The following is an 18,649-nucleotide window of genomic DNA, read 5'->3' on the forward strand; positions in this document are numbered from 1 at the left end:
GGTACGCCGTCGCGTGTCGCGTCAGTAGGCCAGCAGGGCCGCCCTGGTCGCCCTGGTGCGGATCAGGAGCGCGCGCTCGTCATCCACGGCCATGGGGTCGCGGCCGGTGATCGCCCGCTGACGGACAGCGGCGAGCTCGGTCGCCTCTTTGATGAAGGCGCGCATCAGCGGACGACGGTCCCCCCGCAGCTGCGACGCCCAGGCGAGTCCGACCTTGCGCCCGGCAGGGGTGGCGAGCATGGTGACCTCCTCGGGCGTGAACCATCCGGCCGCGGCGTAGTCCTCGAGGCGGGCACGGGTGAGTCGGGCCTCCTCACGACGCAACGCGACGATGCACAGGATGAATCCGATGAAGAGCGGCACCTGAAGGGTGAAGTAGAGACCGAAGAAGTCGGCGAACGTCGCCGAGCCGTTCCAGAGGGCGTGGAGCAGGATCGCCCCGACCACCCCCACCGCGCCAGCACCGAGCGCGGCCTTCGCCGAGCCGTGACGCCGAGCGACGAGGCCGATCGCGAAGCCGGTGATCGCGGTGAACATGGCATGAGCGAAGGGCGAGAAGAGCCCGCGCACCACGAACGTGACGGTCAGCTGCTCGCCGCCACCCTCGATGAGGCTCACCCCGAAGTACTGGATGTTCTCGGTGAAGGCGAAACCCGCCCCGACCAGCGCGCCGTACACGATGCCGTCGACAGGGCCGTCGAACGCTCGTCGGGCGAGCAGGAAGATGAGGAAGACGCCGAGCCCCTTCCAGAGCTCCTCGACGATAGGCGCCTGCACGACGGCGGTGAACTCCTCGGACCGGATGTCGAGCAGGAGGGTCAGCGCGGTGTCGACGAGAAGGGTGAGCCCGACGGCCGCGACGGCGCCCCATGCGATGGCGAACGCCACCAGCCGCTTGGGCTCGGGCTCCCACCGATCGATCAGGCGCACGCCCAGGAACACGATGGTCAGAGGGACGAGCGCGAGCACCAGCCCCACGACGGAAGCGAACGATCCGAGCGCCCAGACGAAGTAGCCGACGAGGGCGATCAGGAGGAAGCCGAGCACCCCGAAGAGCCAGAGCGACACCGTGCGCCCTTTCCTCGTCGGAACGGGCAGCGCCGGGAGCGACTCCGCCGGTGACGGGGCGACGGGAGCCGGCGGCGTGTAGGGCGTCGGCTGCGCGAGGGACGATGCATACCCCGTGACGGAGGTGCGGGCCGCGGGCGCCGAGACCTGGCTCGCGTACGGCGCGGGCGCGAAGGCTTGCGGCGGTACCGGCTGCGGGGCCTGCTGCGGTACCGGCTGCGGCGGTACCTGCTGCGGCGGTGTCGACGGCAACGGCGGTGCCGGCGGAGGCGCATACGGCGAGGGCTGCTGCGGCTGGGACGGTCCTCCGGAACTCATAGGCAAAGCTTATGGGCACAACGCCGGGCACCCGGATATGGCGACCCCCTCCACCCGGCGACCTGCACCCACCCGGTAGCGTAGAAGCATGCGGTTCGCTCATCTGCGCCGTCCCGACTCCCCTCTCGCGGTTCTCGCCGTCGTGGAGGGCTCGGACGCCGTCCTCGTCTCTGATCTCCTGACCGACCCTCCTGCCACGCTGCAGCAGCTGATCGAGAGAGGGGACGATGGTCTCGACGCACTGCGCCGCGCTCTGGCGGACACCACCGCGCCGCGGCATCCGCTCGCGGGATGGGCGTTCGCCTCGGCCGTGCTCGCTCCGCCCGCGGTCCTGGCCGTCGGTCTCAACTACGCCGCGCACTCGAGTGAGCTCGGTCTCAAGACCGATGCCGCCCCGACCGTCTTCACGCTCTGGCCGAACTCGCTCACCGGACACGACCAGACCACATCCTGGCCGCGCACGCTGAGTGAGGCCGTCGACTACGAGGCCGAGCTCGGCGTGCTCATCGGCTCGCCTGCGAAGGACGTCGCCGAGGCTGATGCGCTGTCGCACGTCTGGGGATACACGGTGGTCAACGACATCACCGCCAGGAACATCCAGTTCTCCGAGGCTCAGTGGTCACGCTGCAAGTCATTCGACGGATTCACCCCGACCGGGCCGTTCGCGGTGACCGCGGATGAGATCGCCGACCCGCAGGACCTGCACATCTGGACCGTCGTCGACGGTCACACCGTGCAGGATGCGAGCACCGATCAGATGGTGCGCTCGGTGGCGAAGCTGATCGCGCACCTCTCGCAGTCGCTCACGCTGCTCCCCGGCACCCTCATCTCGACCGGCAGCCCCGGCGGTGCCGGCTACTCGCGCGACCCGCAGATCTTCCTTCGCGACCGGTCCACCGTCACGGTGGGCATCGACGGCATCGGCGAGCTCACCACCCACTGCCGCATCACCGACTGACTTCACGGATAGACGAAGGGGACGGATGCCGGTGCATCCGTCCCCTTCGTCTATCCGTCTGTGAGATCAGATCTCGATCAGGTCTTCCGGTGAGATCACCGGGATCGCGGCCGTGATGGTCTCGAGTCCCGAAAGTCGCGCAGGCGAGAGCTGTTTGACGACCTCGTCGCGCGACATGAGACCGGCCTCCACCACGAGGTCGGCCACGCTGCGGTTGGTCAGCAGTGCGGTCTTCGCGAGAGCGGCCGCCGCGGCGTAGCCGATGAACGGGGTCAGCGCCGTGATGACTCCGACCGAGGCACCGACCATCGCGCCGAGGCGGTCGCGGTTCGCGGTGATGCCGTCGACGCAGTTCACTCGCAGAGTCCACATCGCCTGACGCATCCAGGTGATCGACTGGAAGATCGAATGCGCGATGACCGGCTCGAAGGCGTTCAGCTGCAGCTGTCCGGCCTCTGCCGCCATCGTCACCGTCATGTCCGCACCGGCGACGGCGAACGCCACCTGGTTCACGACCTCGGGGATGACCGGATTGACCTTGCCGGGCATGATGCTGGAGCCCGCCTGCATGGCAGGAAGGTTGATCTCGCCGAGACCCGCCTGCGGGCCGGACGAGAGAAGACGGAGGTCGTTGCAGATCTTCGACAGCTTCATCGCGTTGCGCTTGAGAGTCGACGAGAACGACATGAACGAGCCGGTGTCGCTGGTGGCCTCGACGAGGTCACCGGCAGTGCGGAGGTCGAGCGACGTGATCTCGCGCAGGTGCTTGAGCACGGCGGGTGCGTAACCGGGGTGGGTGGTGATCCCGGTGCCGATCGCGGTGGCGCCCATGTTGATCTCGAACATCAGCGAGGCGTTCTCGGTGAGACGGGTGTGGTCGTAGCCGAGCGTCGTGGCGAAGCCGTTGAACTCCTGCCCCAGCGTCATCGGCACGGCGTCCTGCAGCTGCGTGCGCCCCACCTTCAGCACATCGTGGAACTCGCGCGATTTGCCCAGGAACGACAGCCGCAGCAGGTCGAGCTCCTCGAGCAGCGAGCGCAGGGTCAGCGAGAGGCCGATCTTCACCGCGGTCGGGTACACGTCGTTCGTGGACTGGCTGCGGTTGGTGTGGTCGATCGGCGAAAGGAAGGCGTAGTCGCCCTTCTCGCGGCCCGCCATCTCGAGCGCGATGTTGGTGATGACCTCGTTCGCGTTCATGTTGGTCGACGTGCCGGCTCCACCCTGGATGACGCCGACCGTGAACTGCTCGTGGAACTCGCCGTCGATCACGCGCTGAGCCGCCCGGTCGATCAGATCCGCCCGCTCCGGGTCGAGCACGCCGATCTCGCGGTTCGCACGGGCGCTGGCCTGCTTGACCATCGCGAGGCCGACCACCAGGTCGGGATACACCGAGATGGGCCGCTTCGTGATCGGGAAGTTCGCGTCGGCGCGGGCGGTGTGGATCCCCCAGTATGCGTCGACGGGAATCTCCATGCTCCCGAGCGAATCGGTCTCGGTGCGGGTCAGGGTAGGCGCGGCAGAAGCCATGTCACATCCTCGTGGGTCGTGGCGGGTGAGAAGGGTGGGGGATGTCTTCAGTCTACGCCGCTCAGCGTGCGGGTTTGCGGGAGAAGGCTTCGAGTCGCCCTTCCGGGTCGAGCTTCGCCATGCGCTCCAGCCAGGCCTCGGAGAAGTAGTCGCCGGTGTCGGCACCGGTCACCGGGACCACGGTGTGGGTGATCGTGTCGGGGTACACGTGCACGAGCTGGAACGCCTGAGCGGCGTCCATTCCGTTGACCTCGGCAGACGGGCGCGCGACGTTCATGGTGTAGCACGTCGCCGATGCCACGCTCACCGGCACGCCGGCGAAGGTGCCGTGCGAGGAGTAGTGCAGATGGCCGGCGAGGATGCCTCGGACGTCGCTGCCGCGGACGACGGCGGCGAGCTCGTCCTGATGTCGCAGCTCCAGGATGTCGAACAGCGGGAGGTGGCTCGGAAGAGGCGGATGATGCATTGCGAGCAGGGTGCCGTGCGGGGCCGGCTCGGCGAGGACCTCCGCGAGCCAGGAGAGCTGACCGTCATCGAGATCCCCGTGATGCCAGCCCGGGACACTCGTGTCCAGCGCCACGAGTCGGAGACCCCCGAGGTCCCAGACACCGGTCACAGGCTCCTCGGTCGGAGCCAGATCGAGCAGCCCCTCACGCAGCGCCGGACGTTCGTCGTGGTTTCCCGCCACCCAGATCACCGGGGCGCCGAGTTCCGCCGCGACCGGCTCGACCGCCGCGCGCAGACGGCGATACGCGTCGGGCTCGCCGAGGTCGGCCAGGTCACCCGTGACGACGATCGCCGTCGGATGCGGATGCACCGCGCGGATCGCGTCGAGCGTGCGGTCGAAGTTCGCCTCGACGTCGTAGCGTCCGCCCAGGCGCGCTCCCCCCGCGAGGAAATGCGGGTCGCTGACGTGGATGAGCACGTGCGACGCGGGCTCGTGCCTGCCGAAGACGTACGGACTGCCGGTTCCTGCGGACATGGCCTCAGCCTATTGCCGCACCGGCAGCGGCGGACGCGACCCGCGCTCGCCCTCCGAGGTCAGTGACCGACGACGAGGAGCAGGATGCCGCTCACCACGGCAGCGGCGCAGAGCGCGAAACAGCCGTAAGCGCCGACCAGGGCCACCGTCTTCTGGCCCTCGGTCAGCGGGCTCTTGCGTGCCGCCTTCGCCGCCTGCTTCTCGGCGCGCTTGAGTTCCTTCTCCGTGATCACGGTGATGGCGTCCGTGAACTCTGCAGGACTCACCACGGGGGCCCGCCCGCTGCGCACGAGCAGTCGGAGTCCCAGCGCGTAGAACGTGACGATGGCGGCGGCGCCGATGAGGGCTGCCGCGAACACCTGGAGGAAGGCGACCCAGTCGATCACGACGTTCATTCGGACTCCCCGTTCCGGTCGGCGTCGGGCTTCGTCGTCGAGGCCGCAGCCTTCGAGGAGCCGGCACCGGCCTTGGCCTCCGCCTTCTTGGCCTTCTTCTTCTCGGCTTTCTTCTCGGCGTCCTTCTTCGCCTGAGCCTTCGCCTGCTCGCGCGCCTCGGCACGGGCCCTGGCCTCGGCCTTGGCCTGCTCGATGCGCTGCTGACGGCGCGTCGGCGGAGGCGTATCGGGGAGTTCGACGGCCCTGCCGGACTCGGCGACGTCACTCATCGCGTTCGCCGGGGTGACAGCATTGCGACGCGAGCGCATGAAGAGGCCGAGGATGATCACCAGGGCGATCACGGCATCGATCGCCACTCCCCAGTTGCCCAGCCAGACCACCAGCAGCGCCGCGAGAGCGCCTACGCCTCCGGCAGCGGGAAGCGTCAGCAGCCAGCCGACTCCGATGCGGCCGGCGGTCCGCCAGCGCACGGTGGACCCGCGGCGGCCGAGGCCGGAGCCGATCACCGAACCGGACGCGACCTGCGTGGTGGAGAGGGCGAAGCCGAGGGCGCTGGAGGCGAGGATGGTGGCCGCGGTCGAGCTCTCCGCAGCGAAGCCCTGGGCGGGCTTGACATCGGTCAGCCCCTTGCCGAGGGTGCGGATGATGCGCCATCCGCCGAGGTAGGTGCCGAGGGCGATGGTGAAGGCACACGCGACGATGACCCACAGCTCGGGCTCGTGATGGGCGCCGGACTGCCAGCCGATCGTGATCATCGCGAGGGTGATCACTCCCATCGTCTTCTGCGCATCGTTGGTCCCATGGGCGAGCGCGACGAGGGACGACGTGAAGATCTGGCCCCATCGGAAGCCGTCGCGGCCGTCGGGCTTCCCGTCGTAGCGACGGGTGACCGAGTAGGCGATCTTCGTCGCAGCGAACGCGATCAGCCCTGCCGTGACAGGGGCGATCAGGGCGGGGAGCACGATCTTCGAGAGCACCATGCCGAAGTCGATGCCCCCGATCCCCGCACCGACCAGAGTGGCGCCGATGAGTCCGCCGAAGAGCGCGTGCGACGAGCTCGAAGGCAGACCCAGGAGCCATGTGAGCATGTTCCAGGTGATCGCGCCGATGAGACCGGCGAAGATCAACGAGAGGAACAGATCGGCTCCCGCGGAGATGATCGCATCCTCGCGGATGATGCCGCCCGAGATGGTCTTGGAGACCTCGGTGGACAGGAAGGCGCCGACGAGGTTCAGCACTGCGGCGAGGAGGACGGCGGTCTTGGGCTTCAGCGCGCCGGTGGCGATCGGCGTCGCCATGGCATTCGCCGTGTCGTGAAAGCCGTTGGTGAAGTCGAAGAAGAGTGCCAGCGCGATGACAAGCACGACGATGAGGGCTGCGGTTTCCACCGTTCGCTTTCGGTCGTTTGAGGAAGAAGGAGATGTCGACGAGATCGACGTGACGAACGAAGAGTTCACCGTGGGTTTGACTTCCGTTAACCGGCCCCGGTGAATTCTCCCACCCTCCCCCGTGCCGGTCAACTCGACCTGGGATAGCGTGAGACGGTGACTGACGCCCCTGCCGCCGACCGCCGCTCGACCCTCCGCACCCATCACGGTGACACCTTCGAGGATCCCTACGAATGGCTTCGTGCCAAGGAATCCGCCGAGGTCATCTCCCACCTCGAAGCGGAGAACGCCCACACAGACGCCGAGACGGCGCACCTCGCCGATCTGCGCGAGAGACTCTTCCAGGAGATCAAGGGCCGTGTCCAGGAGACGGACCTGTCCGTCCCCACTCGCCGAGGGGACTGGTGGTACTACAGCCGCAGCGAGGAGGGGGCCCAGTACGGCATCCACTGCCGCGCCGCTGCCGCCCCGGACGACTGGACTCCCCCGCGTCTCGAGCCAGGAGTCGCGGTTCCGGGAGAGATCGTGCTCCTCGACGGCAATGTCGAATCGGAAGGACACGACTTCTTCTCGCTCGGCGCTTTCGACACGTCTGACGACGCCACGAAGCTGCTCTGGTCCACCGATTTCGAGGGTGATGAGCTCTACACCGTGCACGTGCGCGACCTCGCCACGGGCACCACGCTCGACGACGAGATCCCGAACACGGGCGGCGCCTTCTTCACGCCCGACGGCACCGGGGTGCTCTACACGACCCGTGACGAGGCCTGGCGCCCCGACACCCTGTGGCTGCACCGCCTCGGCACGCCGGTGTCGGACGACGTGCGGCTCTTCCACGAGCCGGACGAGAAGTTCTGGCTCGGGGCAGGGATCACCCGCAGCCGCCGGTACCTGGTCATCGCGGTCGGCTCGAGCATCACGAGCGAGGAGTACCTCGTCGATCTGACCGGCGAGCTCACCGCCGAGCCGCAGCTGGTCTGGCCGCGTCGCGAAGGCGTCGAGTATTCCGTCGAGCACGCGGTCGTGGGCGGCGAGGACCGGTTGCTCGTGCTGCACAACGACGGAGCCCTCGACTTCGAGCTCGTGTCGGTCGCCGCCGCGGACCCCCGGGGATCACGGCACGTGGTGGTGGCGCACGAACAGGGCAGACGCCTGTTGGGTGTGGACGCGTTCCGCGACTTCGCCACCGTGGAGTACCGCAGCGAAGGACTCGAACGCGTCGGCCTGCTCGACTACGAGACGGATGTCGTCGACGAGCTGGCCTTCGACGAGCCGCTCTACTCCGCCGGAGTGAGCGGGAACCCCGAATGGCACTCCCCGTTCCTGCGCCTGGGATACACGTCGTTCGTGACGCCGGGGACCGTGTACGACCTCGATCTCGCGACCCGCGAGCTCGTGCTGCGCAAGCAGGTGCCGGTGCTGGGTGGATACGACCCCGCCGACTACGGGCAGAGGCGTGAGTGGGCGACCGCTGCGGACGGCGTCCGCGTGCCGATCTCGCTCGTCTGGAAGCGCTCGTTCGGCGAACCCGGGGGCGAGGCACGGCCGGTGCACCTGTACGGGTACGGCTCGTACGAGCACTCGATCGATCCCGGCTTCTCGGTCGCGCGCCTCTCCGAGCTGGACAGGGGTGTGATCTTCGCGGTGGCGCACGTCCGCGGTGGAGGAGAGATGGGGCGACAGTGGTACGAGGACGGCAAGCTCCTCCACAAGCGCAACACCTTCACGGACTTCGTCTCCTGCGGCGAGCACCTGGTCGAGACCGGGGTCACGGCACCGACTCTCATGGTGGCCGAGGGCGGCAGCGCCGGGGGCCTGCTGATGGGGGCTGTGACGAACCTCGCGCCCGGGCTCTTCGCCGGCATCCTCGCCGGGGTGCCTTTCGTGGACGCCCTGACCACGATCCTCGACCCGTCGCTGCCGCTGACCGTGATCGAGTGGGACGAATGGGGCGACCCCCTCCACGACCCGGATGTCTACGCCTACATGAAGTCGTACAGCCCGTACGAGAATGTCCGAGACGGCGTCGAATACCCGCGGATCCTCGCCGTCACATCCCTGAACGACACCCGTGTGCTCTACGTGGAGCCCGCGAAGTGGGTCGCCCGTCTACGCGAAGCCGGGGCGAAGGACGTGCTCCTCAAGTGCGAGATGGTCGCCGGGCACGGCGGCGTGAGCGGGCGCTACAACTCTTGGAAGGAGCGGGCCTTCGAACTCGCCTGGCTCCTCGAGACGCTCGGCCTCGCCGACGCCTGAGCGCCGGACCTCCTGGTGTGAGCGCCCGTTCGTGGGCGCCACATCAGGCGATCACGTCAGAACAGTCCAGGGTCTGCACCGGCACAAGACGCACACCTGAGAACCCGCGGCTGTTTCACCGCACGACCCGGGCGCGATTCGACGCGCGACATAGAGCACGCGAGATCAGGCGAACACGCCGCATCAGGCACGCGGGAGGAGAAGTCGCCTGATTCCGCGAGGTCGCCTGATCCGGCGTGATGGATCCGATCGCTCTCGGACTCAGCCGAAGAGCGCCGCAGCCTCGTCGTAGCGGTAGCGCGGGACGGTGTTCAGTTCGCCGAGCGCATCGGCGAACGGCACCCGCACGATGTCGGTGCCCTGCATGGCGACCATCTGACCCCACGCGCCGTCCACGATCGCGTCCGCCGCATGCAGCCCCAGGCGCGTGGCGAGAACGCGGTCGAAGGCCGACGGCGATCCACCGCGCTGGATGTGGCCGAGGATCGTCGCACGCGTCTCGATGCCGGTGATGCGCTCGATCTCGGGGGCGAGCTGGTCGCCGATACCGCCGAGGCGCGGTCGATTGAAGGCGTCGAGCCCCTTGTCGCTGTATGCCTCGTCCATCCCGAGGAGCTTGAACCCCTCGGAGACGACGACCAGGGGCGCGCGACCGCGGTCGTGGGCGCTGGTGACGAGCTCCGTGATGTCGTCGATCGACATCGGTACCTCGGGGATGCAGATGACGTGCGCACCGGCAGCCATTCCGGCGTGCAGGGCGATCCAGCCGACGTGCCGACCCATGACCTCGGCGACCATGCAGCGCTGGTGGGAGTCACCGGTCGTGCGGAGGCGATCCATCGCGTCCGTGGCGATGTTCACGGCTGTGTCGAAGCCGAACGAATAGTCCGTCGCCTGCAGGTCGTTGTCGATCGTCTTGGGGACGCCGATCACCTTGATGCCGTCCTTGGAGAGGCGGTCGGCGGCTGCGAGCGTGCCTTCACCGCCGATCGCGATGATGCCGTCGATCTTGTGCCCGTAGAGGGTCTTGGCGATGTTCTCGGCTCCCCCGCGCTCGCCCTCATACGGGTTCGTGCGGCTGGTGCCGAGGATCGTGCCGCCCACCTTCGACAGCCCCTTCACCTCGTGCCGGGTCAGCGGCATGAAGTCCCCGTCGACGAGTCCGCGCCAGCCGTCGCGGATGCCGACGAACTCCAGGTCGTATGAGGTCGTGCCCTTGAGCACGATGCCGCGGATGACCGCGTTGAGGCCGGGGCAGTCGCCGCCGCTCGTCAGGATGCCGATCTTCATGCTGGTGCCTTCAGACGTTCGGGAGATGGGGGGAACAGGCGACGCTGCCTTCGATCGACACTAGCGCCCCTGCGTGCCCGGGCGCCATTCGGGCTCGACGAAAAACGCCGATCTTGACAATGCGATTCGCCGATATCGATGAACTTCCCGCCGACGCCGGCTTTCGCACCAGATCCCGCGTTAAGAACAGCCGATCTTGAGGCTTACGCTCCGCCCAGCGCCTGTCGCAGCAGGTGCATGAGCGCCGCCAGCTGCACCGGCTCCCCGGCCGACTCCTCGACCGCTTCCCCGTCGAGGGCGCGTGCCGCGAGTCCCTGCTTCTGGTCGATCAGCTCGGCGATCTTGGTGTCGATGGTGTGCGCGGCGATGATCCGCCACGCCGTCACCGGCTCGTCCTGCCCGATGCGGTGCACGCGGTCGATCGCCTGCGTCTGCTCGGCTGCCGTCCACGACAGCTCGGCGAGGACGACGTTCGACGCCGCCTGCAGGTTGAGTCCCACGCCGGCAGCGGTGAGAGAGCAGACGGCGATGCCGACCTCGGGGTCGCCGTTGAAGTCGTCGATCGCCTGCTGGCGGGTCGTGGACGTCTGGTCCCCTCGGATCGAGACCGAACGGATGCCGGCGGCGGCGAAGTGCGCCTCGGCCTGGTCCATGACGTCGATGTGCTTCGCGAAGAACACGACCTTGCCGACCGAACGCTGCAGCTGAGCGGCGTAGTCGGCAGCCAGTGGCGCCTTGGCCTGACCGATGCGCCGGACCATGGTGAAGACATTGTCTCCCCCGGTGCCGGCGGCTTTCGACTCCTCGAGCTCGTTCTGGGCGACCAGCCGCACGATGTCGTCGTCGATCTCTCCGGGTGCGAGTCCACGGTCGCCGCGGGCCTCGATGATGCGCCGGTAGCGAGCGGCGAGCCGCTCCCCCAGCTCGCGCTCGGCCTGTCGGATGCTGCGTCCGAACTCATCGTCGAGCTGCACCGGCAGGTCGGCGATCAGCTTGTCGGGCAGGTCGGCGGCGACGTCCTTCTTCTTGCGACGCACGATGCCCATCGAGATGACCGCATCGCGCGCCTCAGGGTAGAAGGCCTTGTCCGCCGGGGTGAATCCGGTCGCATCGAGCTTTTCCATGAGCTCGGGCCCCGGCTTCTCACCGGTGGTCCAGCCGAGGAAGCGCCAGATCGCGTCGAAGTCCTCCACGTCGTTGATCAGCGGCGTACCCGTGAGGGCGAGCATCAGGGGGTCGTGCCCGGGAGTGCGCTCGCGCACCTGGGCGGCCAACGACAGCACGTTCTGGGAACGCTGCGAGGAGAGATTCTTGATGAAGTGCGCCTCGTCGACGACCATGCCGCGCAGCCCGATCGAGGCGAGCCAGGACATGTGCCGATCGAGGATCTCGTAGTTCACGATGAACACGTCGGCGAACGCATCGATGTCGTCGCCGTCACCCTGGATCACCGTGGCACGACGCTGTGGAGTCCAGCGCTCGACCTCGCGCGCCCAGTTCATCTTCACGACGTTGGGGACGACGACGAGCAGCGGGTACGCGCCCGCCACGGAAGCGGCAAGCACTGATTGCGCGGTCTTGCCGAGTCCTGGCTCATCGGCGAGGAGGAAGCTGCGGTGCCCCGCCTTCACGGCTTCGAGGAACCGGGACTGGTGCACCATGACCTCGAGGCCCTTGGGCGAGATGTGGTCGAACTCCGGCGCCGGAGGCAGATCCATGGACGCGGCGGATCCGCCGGCTCCGGTCTCGAAGGCCTTGTACAGCGGCCCCATGAGTTCCCAGCCGTCGAGGCGGCGTCGCGGCGTGGCGCTCGAACGGGGCGTCAGGTCGGGAGCGAGGAAGGGATTGGCCAGTTGTCGAGCTTCGACGGACGGCGGGGTGACCTGGCGCTCGGCGATCGCCGCCGGGATCGTGGAGATCTGCACCGGTGCCGCGTCGGCGATGATGAGCTCTTCCGGGGCGAGGTCGGCGCCGGATTCGAGCAGCCAGTCGCGGCGCATGCGCTTCGCCACCGGCGATGTCGCCTGGTCGGCCTCCAGCAGCTGGATGAGCGAGGTGTCGCGCGCAGCCGTCTTCGCGAGGATCGTGGCGACGCCGTCGAGCCGCTTCAACAGCTCGGCGCGAGCAGGATCACCGATCTCGGCATCCGCCTTCACACGCGCGCGCTCTTCGCGCACCAGGAAGGCGATCACCTGGAACTTCACCCGATTCGTGGGGCCGAGCTTCCCTCGCTGCGACTTGGCCTCGATCTCGCGCACCTTGCGCGCGAGGATCGGGATGAGGGGTGCCTCGTCGTCACGACGGGACGTCTTCTTGCGCCGCGTGGCGGCGGTTGCCGTAGTCGGCATGCTCCTCCTGAGCGTGAAGGCTCCGGCTTCCCCAGGAAGCCATGGGCCGTTCTCGTTGTCCGCGTGTGGCGTGAGCCAGGACCGTACGAACAGTGGATCTTCTTCCCGTCGGGGATCGCGAGATTCGCGAAGTTCGGCGGGAGCCGATGTCCATTCTATGTCATCGTGCCCGCGTGGACGCGATCGCCCACGCCGAGCCGCCCATTCGAACCGCCGAACGGGTCGCGCGCTACGACGTCAGTCCGAGGGCCCGTGCGGCATCGTTCACGTCGGCACCCATCTGCTCCATCAGCTTGTCGATGCCCTCGAAGGCCACCATGCCCCGCAGTCTGTCGACGAACTCGACCGTGACGTCGTGCCCGTAGAGGTCGAGGCCGGTCTCGCCCAGCACGTGGGCCTCGACCTGGCGCACGAGGACATCGTCGAACGTGGGGTTGGTCCCGACCGAGATGGCCGAAGGGTGCCGGATGCCGGTGTCGTGGTCGACGAGCCACCCGGCATAGACGCCGTCCGCCGGAACGAAGGCATCGACGATGGTCGAGAGATTCGCGGTGGGGAAGCCCAGCTCCCGCCCGCGCTTGAGCCCGTGCACGACCTCGCCGCGCACATCCGGGTACCGCCCGAGAACGGTCGCGGCTGTCGCGACATCGCCCTCCATCAACAGTTCGCGGATCCAGCTCGACGACACGCGCCGCGAAGAACCCGGAAGGTAGACGTCATCGACGACCTCGACCGAGAAGCCGTAGCGGGGTCCGAGTTCGCGCAGCAGCTCCGGCGTCCCCGCTCCCCTGTTCCCGAACCGGAAGTCCTGCCCGACCAGCACCGTCGACACCTGGAGGGCTCCCACGAGGATGTCGACGACGAAATCCTCCGCGCTGCGGGCCGCGAGTTCCTCGTCGAACGTGAGCACCAGCGTCGCGTCGAGCCCGAGCTCACCGAGGAGCTCGAGCTTGCGGTCGACCGTGACGACGTTCTCGGGGCAGCGATCCGGGCGGATGACGGCCAAAGGGTTGCGATCGAACGTGACCGCGACCGATCGGCTCTCGGTGGCAGCAGCCGCCTCCTCGAGGCGCGCGATCACAGCGCGGTGGCCGGCGTGGACCCCATCGAACTTGCCGATGGCGACCGCGCTCGGGCCGAAGTCGTCCGGCACCTCATCCGGGCTTCGGAAGATGATCACGCGTCGACCTCGACAGGGCGCGAGACTTCGGCGGGGCGATGCGTGCGCAGCCACCAGATGCCGAAGATCGGGAGGACCAGCGGGATGAACAGGTAGCCCCGCCCGAACAGCGACCACACGGTCTCATGCTGGAACAGCTCGGGCAGCAGAATGCTCAGCAACCCGACGACGAGCACGCCGGTGAGCTCGAAGACGATCGCGATCCAGGCGACGGTGTACCAGCCGCGACGACGAGCCAGGACGAGGGCGAGCGTGGCCAGGATGTACACGAGCGCGGCGAGTGCGGAGAGCGAGTACGCGAGCGGCGCCTCGTCGAACCGACGGACGATCTGCACGAAGCTGCGTCCCGTGGCGGCCAGCGCCATGACGGCGTAGACGATCACGAGGACACGACCGATTCCGGTCATCCGAGAGGAGGGGGCGGTGGAGCTCATAGCGCATTCCATCCTAGAGCCGCGGAAGACGGCCGGTCTCCGCGCAGGCCTCTCGCCTCACGCGAGCTGGACGGCCCAGATGACCTGCATCCGCCAGAGCATGATCGCGATCGCGAGTGCGGCGACGCCCAGGATCACGGTGCTCCAGCGGCTGCGTTCCATGAGCGCCCACAGCACCGCGCCGACGGGCAGGAGCACGGCGGAGACCAGGTAGACCCAGAATTCGAGCAGGTCTCCGGTCGGCGGGTTTCCTGAGAAGGGCGCGATGATGGCGACGATCACCTGAACGATGAGCAGCGCCTCGACGAGGGCCAGAGCACCGACGCTGAAGTCACTCGGTCGCCTGCCGATCAGCCCCGCGACGAGACAGAACACGCCCGCGGCGACCGCGACGACGATCTGCACGATCGTGAACCACAGGATCATCGGTCGCCCTCCGGCATGTTCATGGCGCTCTTGAGGTCTGCGCCGCGCCTCTCGACGATCCCGATCAGAACCCCGTCCTCGTCGATCGCTGCGCCGAGTCGGCTCTCGAGACGGACGGCCTGCCCTGCGAGACGCTTGCCGTGGCGGAGGTCCCGCGCGTCATCGACCGACATCGCAAGGACCGGGAGAAGGCGTCCTGCAGCCTCACCGGGGGTCAGGGTCGGTGCACCCTCGAGCGCTTCGATGCCGACGGCATCCGTCACATCGAACGGCCCGACACGAGTACGTCGCAGCGCGGTGAGGTGACCGCCGACGCCGAGAGCGGAGCCGAGGTCGCGGGCGAGCGAACGGATGTACGTTCCGGATGAACAGTCGACCACGACGTCGAGATCGATGTACCCGTCACCCTCGCGACGGCCGAGCAGATCGAACCGCGAGACGACCACGTCGCGCGCTGCGAGCACGACCTCTTCACCGGCACGCACACGCTCGTACGCGCGGCGACCGTCCACCTTGATGGCGGAGACAGCGCTGGGGACCTGGGAGATCTCGCCCGTGAGCCTCGCGATTCCGGCGGACACCGCTTCATCGCTGACGGACTCCCATGCCTCGGGAGCCGCCGTCGTGAGGATCCCCCCCTCCGCATCGTCCGTGCTGGTCGTCTGCCCGAGACGGATGGTCGCCGCATAGGTCTTGTCCGCGCCGACGATGTAGGTGAGGAGCCTGGTCGCTCCCTCGATGCCGATGACCAGCAGACCGGTCGCCATCGGGTCGAGCGTTCCGGCGTGCCCCACCTTGCGGGTGCCGAACGCTCGTCGCGTGCGGGCGACGACGTCGTGGCTGGTCAGCCCTGCGGGCTTGTCGACGAGAAGGATGCCGGGCGAGACCATCCCCCCAGCCTACCGAGAGCGCGACCGGCGACCTGCCGCCCGGTCGCCCTGCTCGCTCTCCGTCCGCGCTGTGCATGGGCTCGCTTAGAGTGGAGGGGTGCCTCTCCCGCCGGCCCCGCTCGAGCTGATGTCGCCATTGCCGACGTGGTATCGGGCGACCGCACGCGACCTTCCGTGGCGCCGATCCGAGTTCCATGATGAATTCGGCGCCTGGGGCGTTCTCGTGAGCGAATTCATGCTGCAGCAGACCCCGGTGACGAGGGTCATTCCGCATCTCGAGGCATGGCTGGATCGGTGGCCGACCCCTGCCACGATGGCGATGGCGTCGACGGCGGAGGTCGTGCAGCAATGGGCGAACCTGGGATATCCCCGACGCGCGCTCTGGCTGCACCGCGCTGCCGTCGAGATCACGGATCGTCATGGCGGAGTCGTTCCGCGTGACGTGGACGCGCTGCTGGCGCTCTCCGGCATCGGCGACTACACCGCCCGCGCCGTCGCGGTCTTCGCCTACGGCGACCGACACCCCGTGGTGGACACGAACACCCGGCGGGTTCTGGCCCGAGCTGTCGAGGGCCGCGCGCAGCCGGCACCCGCATCGCGCCGTGACCTCGATCTGATGGCCTCACTGCTTCCGGATGACGTCGACGAGGCCGCTGTCTTCAACGCGGCGGCGATGGAGCTCGGGGCCACGGTGTGCACGTCACGGGCACCACGATGTGAGCTGTGCCCCCTGGCCGGCAACTGCGCCTGGCTGGCGGCCGGCCGGCCCGACACGGGCGACGAACGCCGACGCCAGGCCACGTACGAAGGATCCGATCGACAGGCCCGTGGCGCGGTGCTGCGTCTGCTGCGGAACCAGGATCCCGATGCCGTCCCGCTCGATGCCGTACTCCCGGAGTGGCCCGACACCGGCCAGCGCGACAGGGCGATCGACTCGCTGATCGCCGACGGACTCGCCGAAGCCGACGGGGCCACCCTGTTCCTGCCCCGCTGACGGCGCCCCGCGCGACGGCGGTTCACGGACGACGACGAATCAGACGTGTTGATCCGTGCGATGTGCAAGTACCGTCAGTTCGACCCGGCTCCGCACGTCGAGCTTGGCGAAGATCCGGCCGAGGTGGACTTCGACCGTGCGGACCGAGACGTTCAGCTCCTCGCCGATCTCGCGGTTCGCTGCACCTCGGACCGCGCGCATCGCCACTTCCAGCTCCCGGGCGGTGAGCCGGAGCGACCAGGCGGCGCGGCATGCCGAGAGCGGCCCGACCGCCGGGACGATGCTCCCCTCCCTCGCCTCGAGTCGGTCCAGCCTCCGGCGCACCGACTTCGCCCATGCCGTCGCGCCGGAGAGCTCGAACAGTCGTTCGGCATACTGCAGATGGATCCTCGCGGCAGAGTGATCGTCGCGGATCGCATGCCGGCTTCCGAGCATCATCTCCACGCGCGCCCGCTCGAACGGCGAACGCAACGTTCGCGCGATCTCCGCGACCTCGTCGCCGTCCGCACGCCATCGCCCGTCCGCCGCCGTCGCGATGCGTGTCCGCAGCTGCTGCGCCAGCGCGATCTCCGGAGGCTCGAGAGACGCGGCCGCCAACGGGACTCCGGGAGAAGGCGAGGCCAGCTCGTCCAGACCCGGCACGGTCATCGTCGTCTGCGGGGCGCCGAGATCGGACCAGAGCCGGACCGTGGCCGCGGCATCGTCGAAGGAGCCGGTGAGGAATGACCGGATGCCGCGGTCCACGAGCAGATCCATCTTCGCGCCAGGCGGAAGGGCGAGCGTGAGCGACCGGGCGAACGGGCCGAGTTCGCCGTGCACCGCCAGATCGAGGCGTCGGGCGAGGACGACTCCGAGCCCAGCGAGAGGCAGCGCGATGGGAAGGGTGAGCGCCGCCTGGATCAGCCTGTCCCGCGCGACACCGATGTCACCTCGCCACGCGAGCAGGAGGACCTCGACGACCGACCGATACGCATGGACGACCGGGCTGTGCTCGTAGCCCGGCACGAAAGGATCAGGACCGCCGGACGGCGTCGATTCATCGACGACGAGCAGACGCAGCCCCAGATCGATGTCTCCCTCGACCGCGGCGCGCAGAGTTCGGAGCATCCCCCCGCTCACCGAGCTCGACTCCGTCACCATGCCGGCATCGCGATCTCCGGCCACGAGCCACCCCAGCGCGACGACCGGATCCCTCAGTTCCTGCTCGGCACCGATCCGCACGGCACCGTCCCGGAGGGCATCGAGCCACAGGCGCATCCCCCGCCGGTCTCCTCGCTCGGCGCAGAGGATGGCGGCGAGAGCGGCTGCTCTGGTCCAATGACGCCAATCGCTCTCGTCGGCGGATCCCGGCCGCACGGTGGTCGGATCGATCCCGGGAACAGCCCCCTGCACGAAGGTCTGCGCCACGATCAGAGCCCCGAGCCCCGCCCACCTGTGTCGTTCACCGCTGTGCGGATACAGCATCCCCAACCAGGCGGCGGCCTCCACCGCGAACCCGGCACCGACCGCCGACGCCCCGGCCACGAGCCGCGCCTCGTCCTGATCCTCGCCCACTGCATGTTCTGCCGCCTCACGCGCCAGCATCAGTGCACGCTCCGGATGTCCGGCTTCGCTCAGCTGCCGCGCGATGAGGGTGAGCTCCCGTGCGGTCGACGGGTCGCCCTCGAGAGATGCCCGAGCCCGGTGCCAGTCCGCGCTCATCGGGTCACCACGATCGAGGAAGACCGCGCTCAGACGCTCATGGACCAGCGCGGTCCCGGCAGTGCAGGTCGTCGCCCGCACCCAGATCGAGAGTCGGGCGTCGACGAAACGCACGCGGCCGGCGTGCAGGGTCAAGTGATCGCCGACGGCGGCAGCGGCGATCTCGGTCGCCGTGCGTCCGTCGAACTCCAGGAGCGGACCCAACGAATCGTCCAAGCAGACCGCGAGCGCGAGGAGGAGCTGACGATCCCGCTCGTCGAGCAGCAGTCCCTCGAACCTGCGTGAGATCGCCGCGACCAGGGGCAACGGCGACGGCAACGGTCGGAGCCCATGGCGTTGGTGCGGAGTCAACCGCTCGACGACAGCGCGGATCGTGGCAGCGTCGGCATCCAGATCGCCGGCCAACCGGGCGAGCACATGTGGAGCACAGCCGAGATCCTGCGCGAGCAGTTCTTCCAGGAGGAGACCGACGGCGGCGGGCGCGATGAACGGCC

At 68.5% G+C, this 18,649-nt stretch carries 15 protein-coding genes; 3 read left to right on the forward strand and 12 right to left on the reverse strand.

Translation table 11 applies throughout. The features are described 5' to 3' along the window. Nucleotides 1-21: 21 nt before the first annotated feature. Nucleotides 22-1,386: a PrsW family intramembrane metalloprotease gene (locus tag MST3598_RS10215; RefSeq protein ID WP_231494436.1), complete on the reverse strand. Its 1,365-nt coding sequence runs from the start codon at nucleotides 1,384-1,386 to the stop codon at nucleotides 22-24. An 88-nt stretch (nucleotides 1,387-1,474) separates the two neighbouring features. On the opposite strand from MST3598_RS10215, the gene MST3598_RS10220 reads away from it, so the two are divergent. Next, nucleotides 1,475-2,344: a fumarylacetoacetate hydrolase family protein gene (locus tag MST3598_RS10220; RefSeq protein ID WP_021198596.1), complete on the forward strand. Its 870-nt coding sequence runs from the start codon at nucleotides 1,475-1,477 to the stop codon at nucleotides 2,342-2,344. Nucleotides 2,345-2,410: 66 nt separating this feature from the next. Here MST3598_RS10220 and MST3598_RS10225 read toward each other — a convergent pair whose 3' ends face one another. From MST3598_RS10225 to MST3598_RS10240, 4 genes are all read right to left on the reverse strand, one after another. Then, a complete protein-coding gene (locus MST3598_RS10225; RefSeq protein ID WP_021199419.1) occupies nucleotides 2,411-3,871 on the reverse strand; it encodes an aspartate ammonia-lyase in 1,461 nt (486 codons plus the stop codon). 61 nt (nucleotides 3,872-3,932) lie between these two features. Next, nucleotides 3,933-4,853, reverse strand: a complete 921-nt coding sequence (locus tag MST3598_RS10230) for a phosphodiesterase (RefSeq protein ID WP_029258989.1) — start codon at nucleotides 4,851-4,853, stop codon at nucleotides 3,933-3,935. 59 nt (nucleotides 4,854-4,912) lie between these two features. Beyond that, nucleotides 4,913-5,248, reverse strand: a complete 336-nt coding sequence (locus tag MST3598_RS10235) for a hypothetical protein (protein ID WP_021199417.1) — start codon at nucleotides 5,246-5,248, stop codon at nucleotides 4,913-4,915. Beyond that, on the reverse strand, nucleotides 5,245-6,636 hold the full coding sequence (locus tag MST3598_RS10240; protein WP_029265552.1) for an inorganic phosphate transporter: 1,392 nt from the start codon (nucleotides 6,634-6,636) through the stop codon (nucleotides 5,245-5,247). The genes MST3598_RS10235 and MST3598_RS10240 overlap by 4 nt, the downstream gene beginning before the upstream one ends. Nucleotides 6,637-6,792: 156 nt before the next feature. Between MST3598_RS10240 and MST3598_RS10245 the strand changes: the two genes are divergently transcribed. Continuing rightward, on the forward strand, nucleotides 6,793-8,892 hold the full coding sequence (locus tag MST3598_RS10245) for a S9 family peptidase (RefSeq protein WP_021199415.1): 2,100 nt from the start codon (nucleotides 6,793-6,795) through the stop codon (nucleotides 8,890-8,892). 261 nt (nucleotides 8,893-9,153) lie between these two features. On the opposite strand, the gene MST3598_RS10250 is transcribed toward MST3598_RS10245, so the two are convergent. The 6 genes from MST3598_RS10250 to truB all read right to left on the reverse strand — a co-directional run bounded on the left by MST3598_RS10250 (nucleotide 9,154) and on the right by truB (nucleotide 15,460). Further along, nucleotides 9,154-10,182, reverse strand: coding sequence for a 6-phosphofructokinase (locus tag MST3598_RS10250; protein ID WP_029258987.1), 1,029 nt, complete (start codon nucleotides 10,180-10,182; stop codon nucleotides 9,154-9,156). Nucleotides 10,183-10,385: 203 nt separating this feature from the next. Beyond that, entirely contained in the window at nucleotides 10,386-12,530 is a 2,145-nt protein-coding gene (locus MST3598_RS10255; protein ID WP_021199413.1) for a DEAD/DEAH box helicase, read from the reverse strand. 229 nt (nucleotides 12,531-12,759) lie between these two features. After that, nucleotides 12,760-13,710: a bifunctional riboflavin kinase/FAD synthetase gene (locus tag MST3598_RS10260; RefSeq protein ID WP_021199412.1), complete on the reverse strand. Its 951-nt coding sequence runs from the start codon at nucleotides 13,708-13,710 to the stop codon at nucleotides 12,760-12,762. Then, nucleotides 13,707-14,144 (reverse strand): hypothetical protein, encoded by a 438-nt coding sequence (locus MST3598_RS10265; protein ID WP_231494435.1) that lies wholly within the window; start codon nucleotides 14,142-14,144, stop codon nucleotides 13,707-13,709. The genes MST3598_RS10260 and MST3598_RS10265 overlap by 4 nt, the downstream gene beginning before the upstream one ends. 57 nt (nucleotides 14,145-14,201) lie before the next feature. Continuing rightward, on the reverse strand, nucleotides 14,202-14,570 hold the full coding sequence (locus MST3598_RS10270; RefSeq protein WP_029258985.1) for a hypothetical protein: 369 nt from the start codon (nucleotides 14,568-14,570) through the stop codon (nucleotides 14,202-14,204). Beyond that, nucleotides 14,567-15,460: a tRNA pseudouridine(55) synthase TruB gene (truB, locus tag MST3598_RS10275; protein WP_029258984.1), complete on the reverse strand. Its 894-nt coding sequence runs from the start codon at nucleotides 15,458-15,460 to the stop codon at nucleotides 14,567-14,569. The genes MST3598_RS10270 and truB overlap by 4 nt, the downstream gene beginning before the upstream one ends. A 127-nt stretch (nucleotides 15,461-15,587) precedes the next feature. On the opposite strand from truB, the gene MST3598_RS10280 reads away from it, so the two are divergent. Beyond that, nucleotides 15,588-16,454 carry an A/G-specific adenine glycosylase gene (locus MST3598_RS10280; protein ID WP_029258983.1) on the forward strand — a complete coding sequence of 289 codons (867 nt, stop codon included), beginning with the start codon at nucleotides 15,588-15,590 and terminating at the stop codon, nucleotides 16,452-16,454. Between the two features lie 39 nt (nucleotides 16,455-16,493). Here MST3598_RS10280 and MST3598_RS10285 read toward each other — a convergent pair whose 3' ends face one another. After that, nucleotides 16,494-18,572 carry a response regulator transcription factor gene (locus MST3598_RS10285; protein ID WP_096359557.1) on the reverse strand — a complete coding sequence of 693 codons (2,079 nt, stop codon included), beginning with the start codon at nucleotides 18,570-18,572 and terminating at the stop codon, nucleotides 16,494-16,496. Nucleotides 18,573-18,649: the final 77 nt, after the last annotated feature.

The sequence above is a fragment of the Microbacterium sp. TPU 3598 genome (assembly GCF_002356155.1).
Lineage (GTDB): Bacteria > Actinomycetota > Actinomycetes > Actinomycetales > Microbacteriaceae > Microbacterium > Microbacterium maritypicum_A.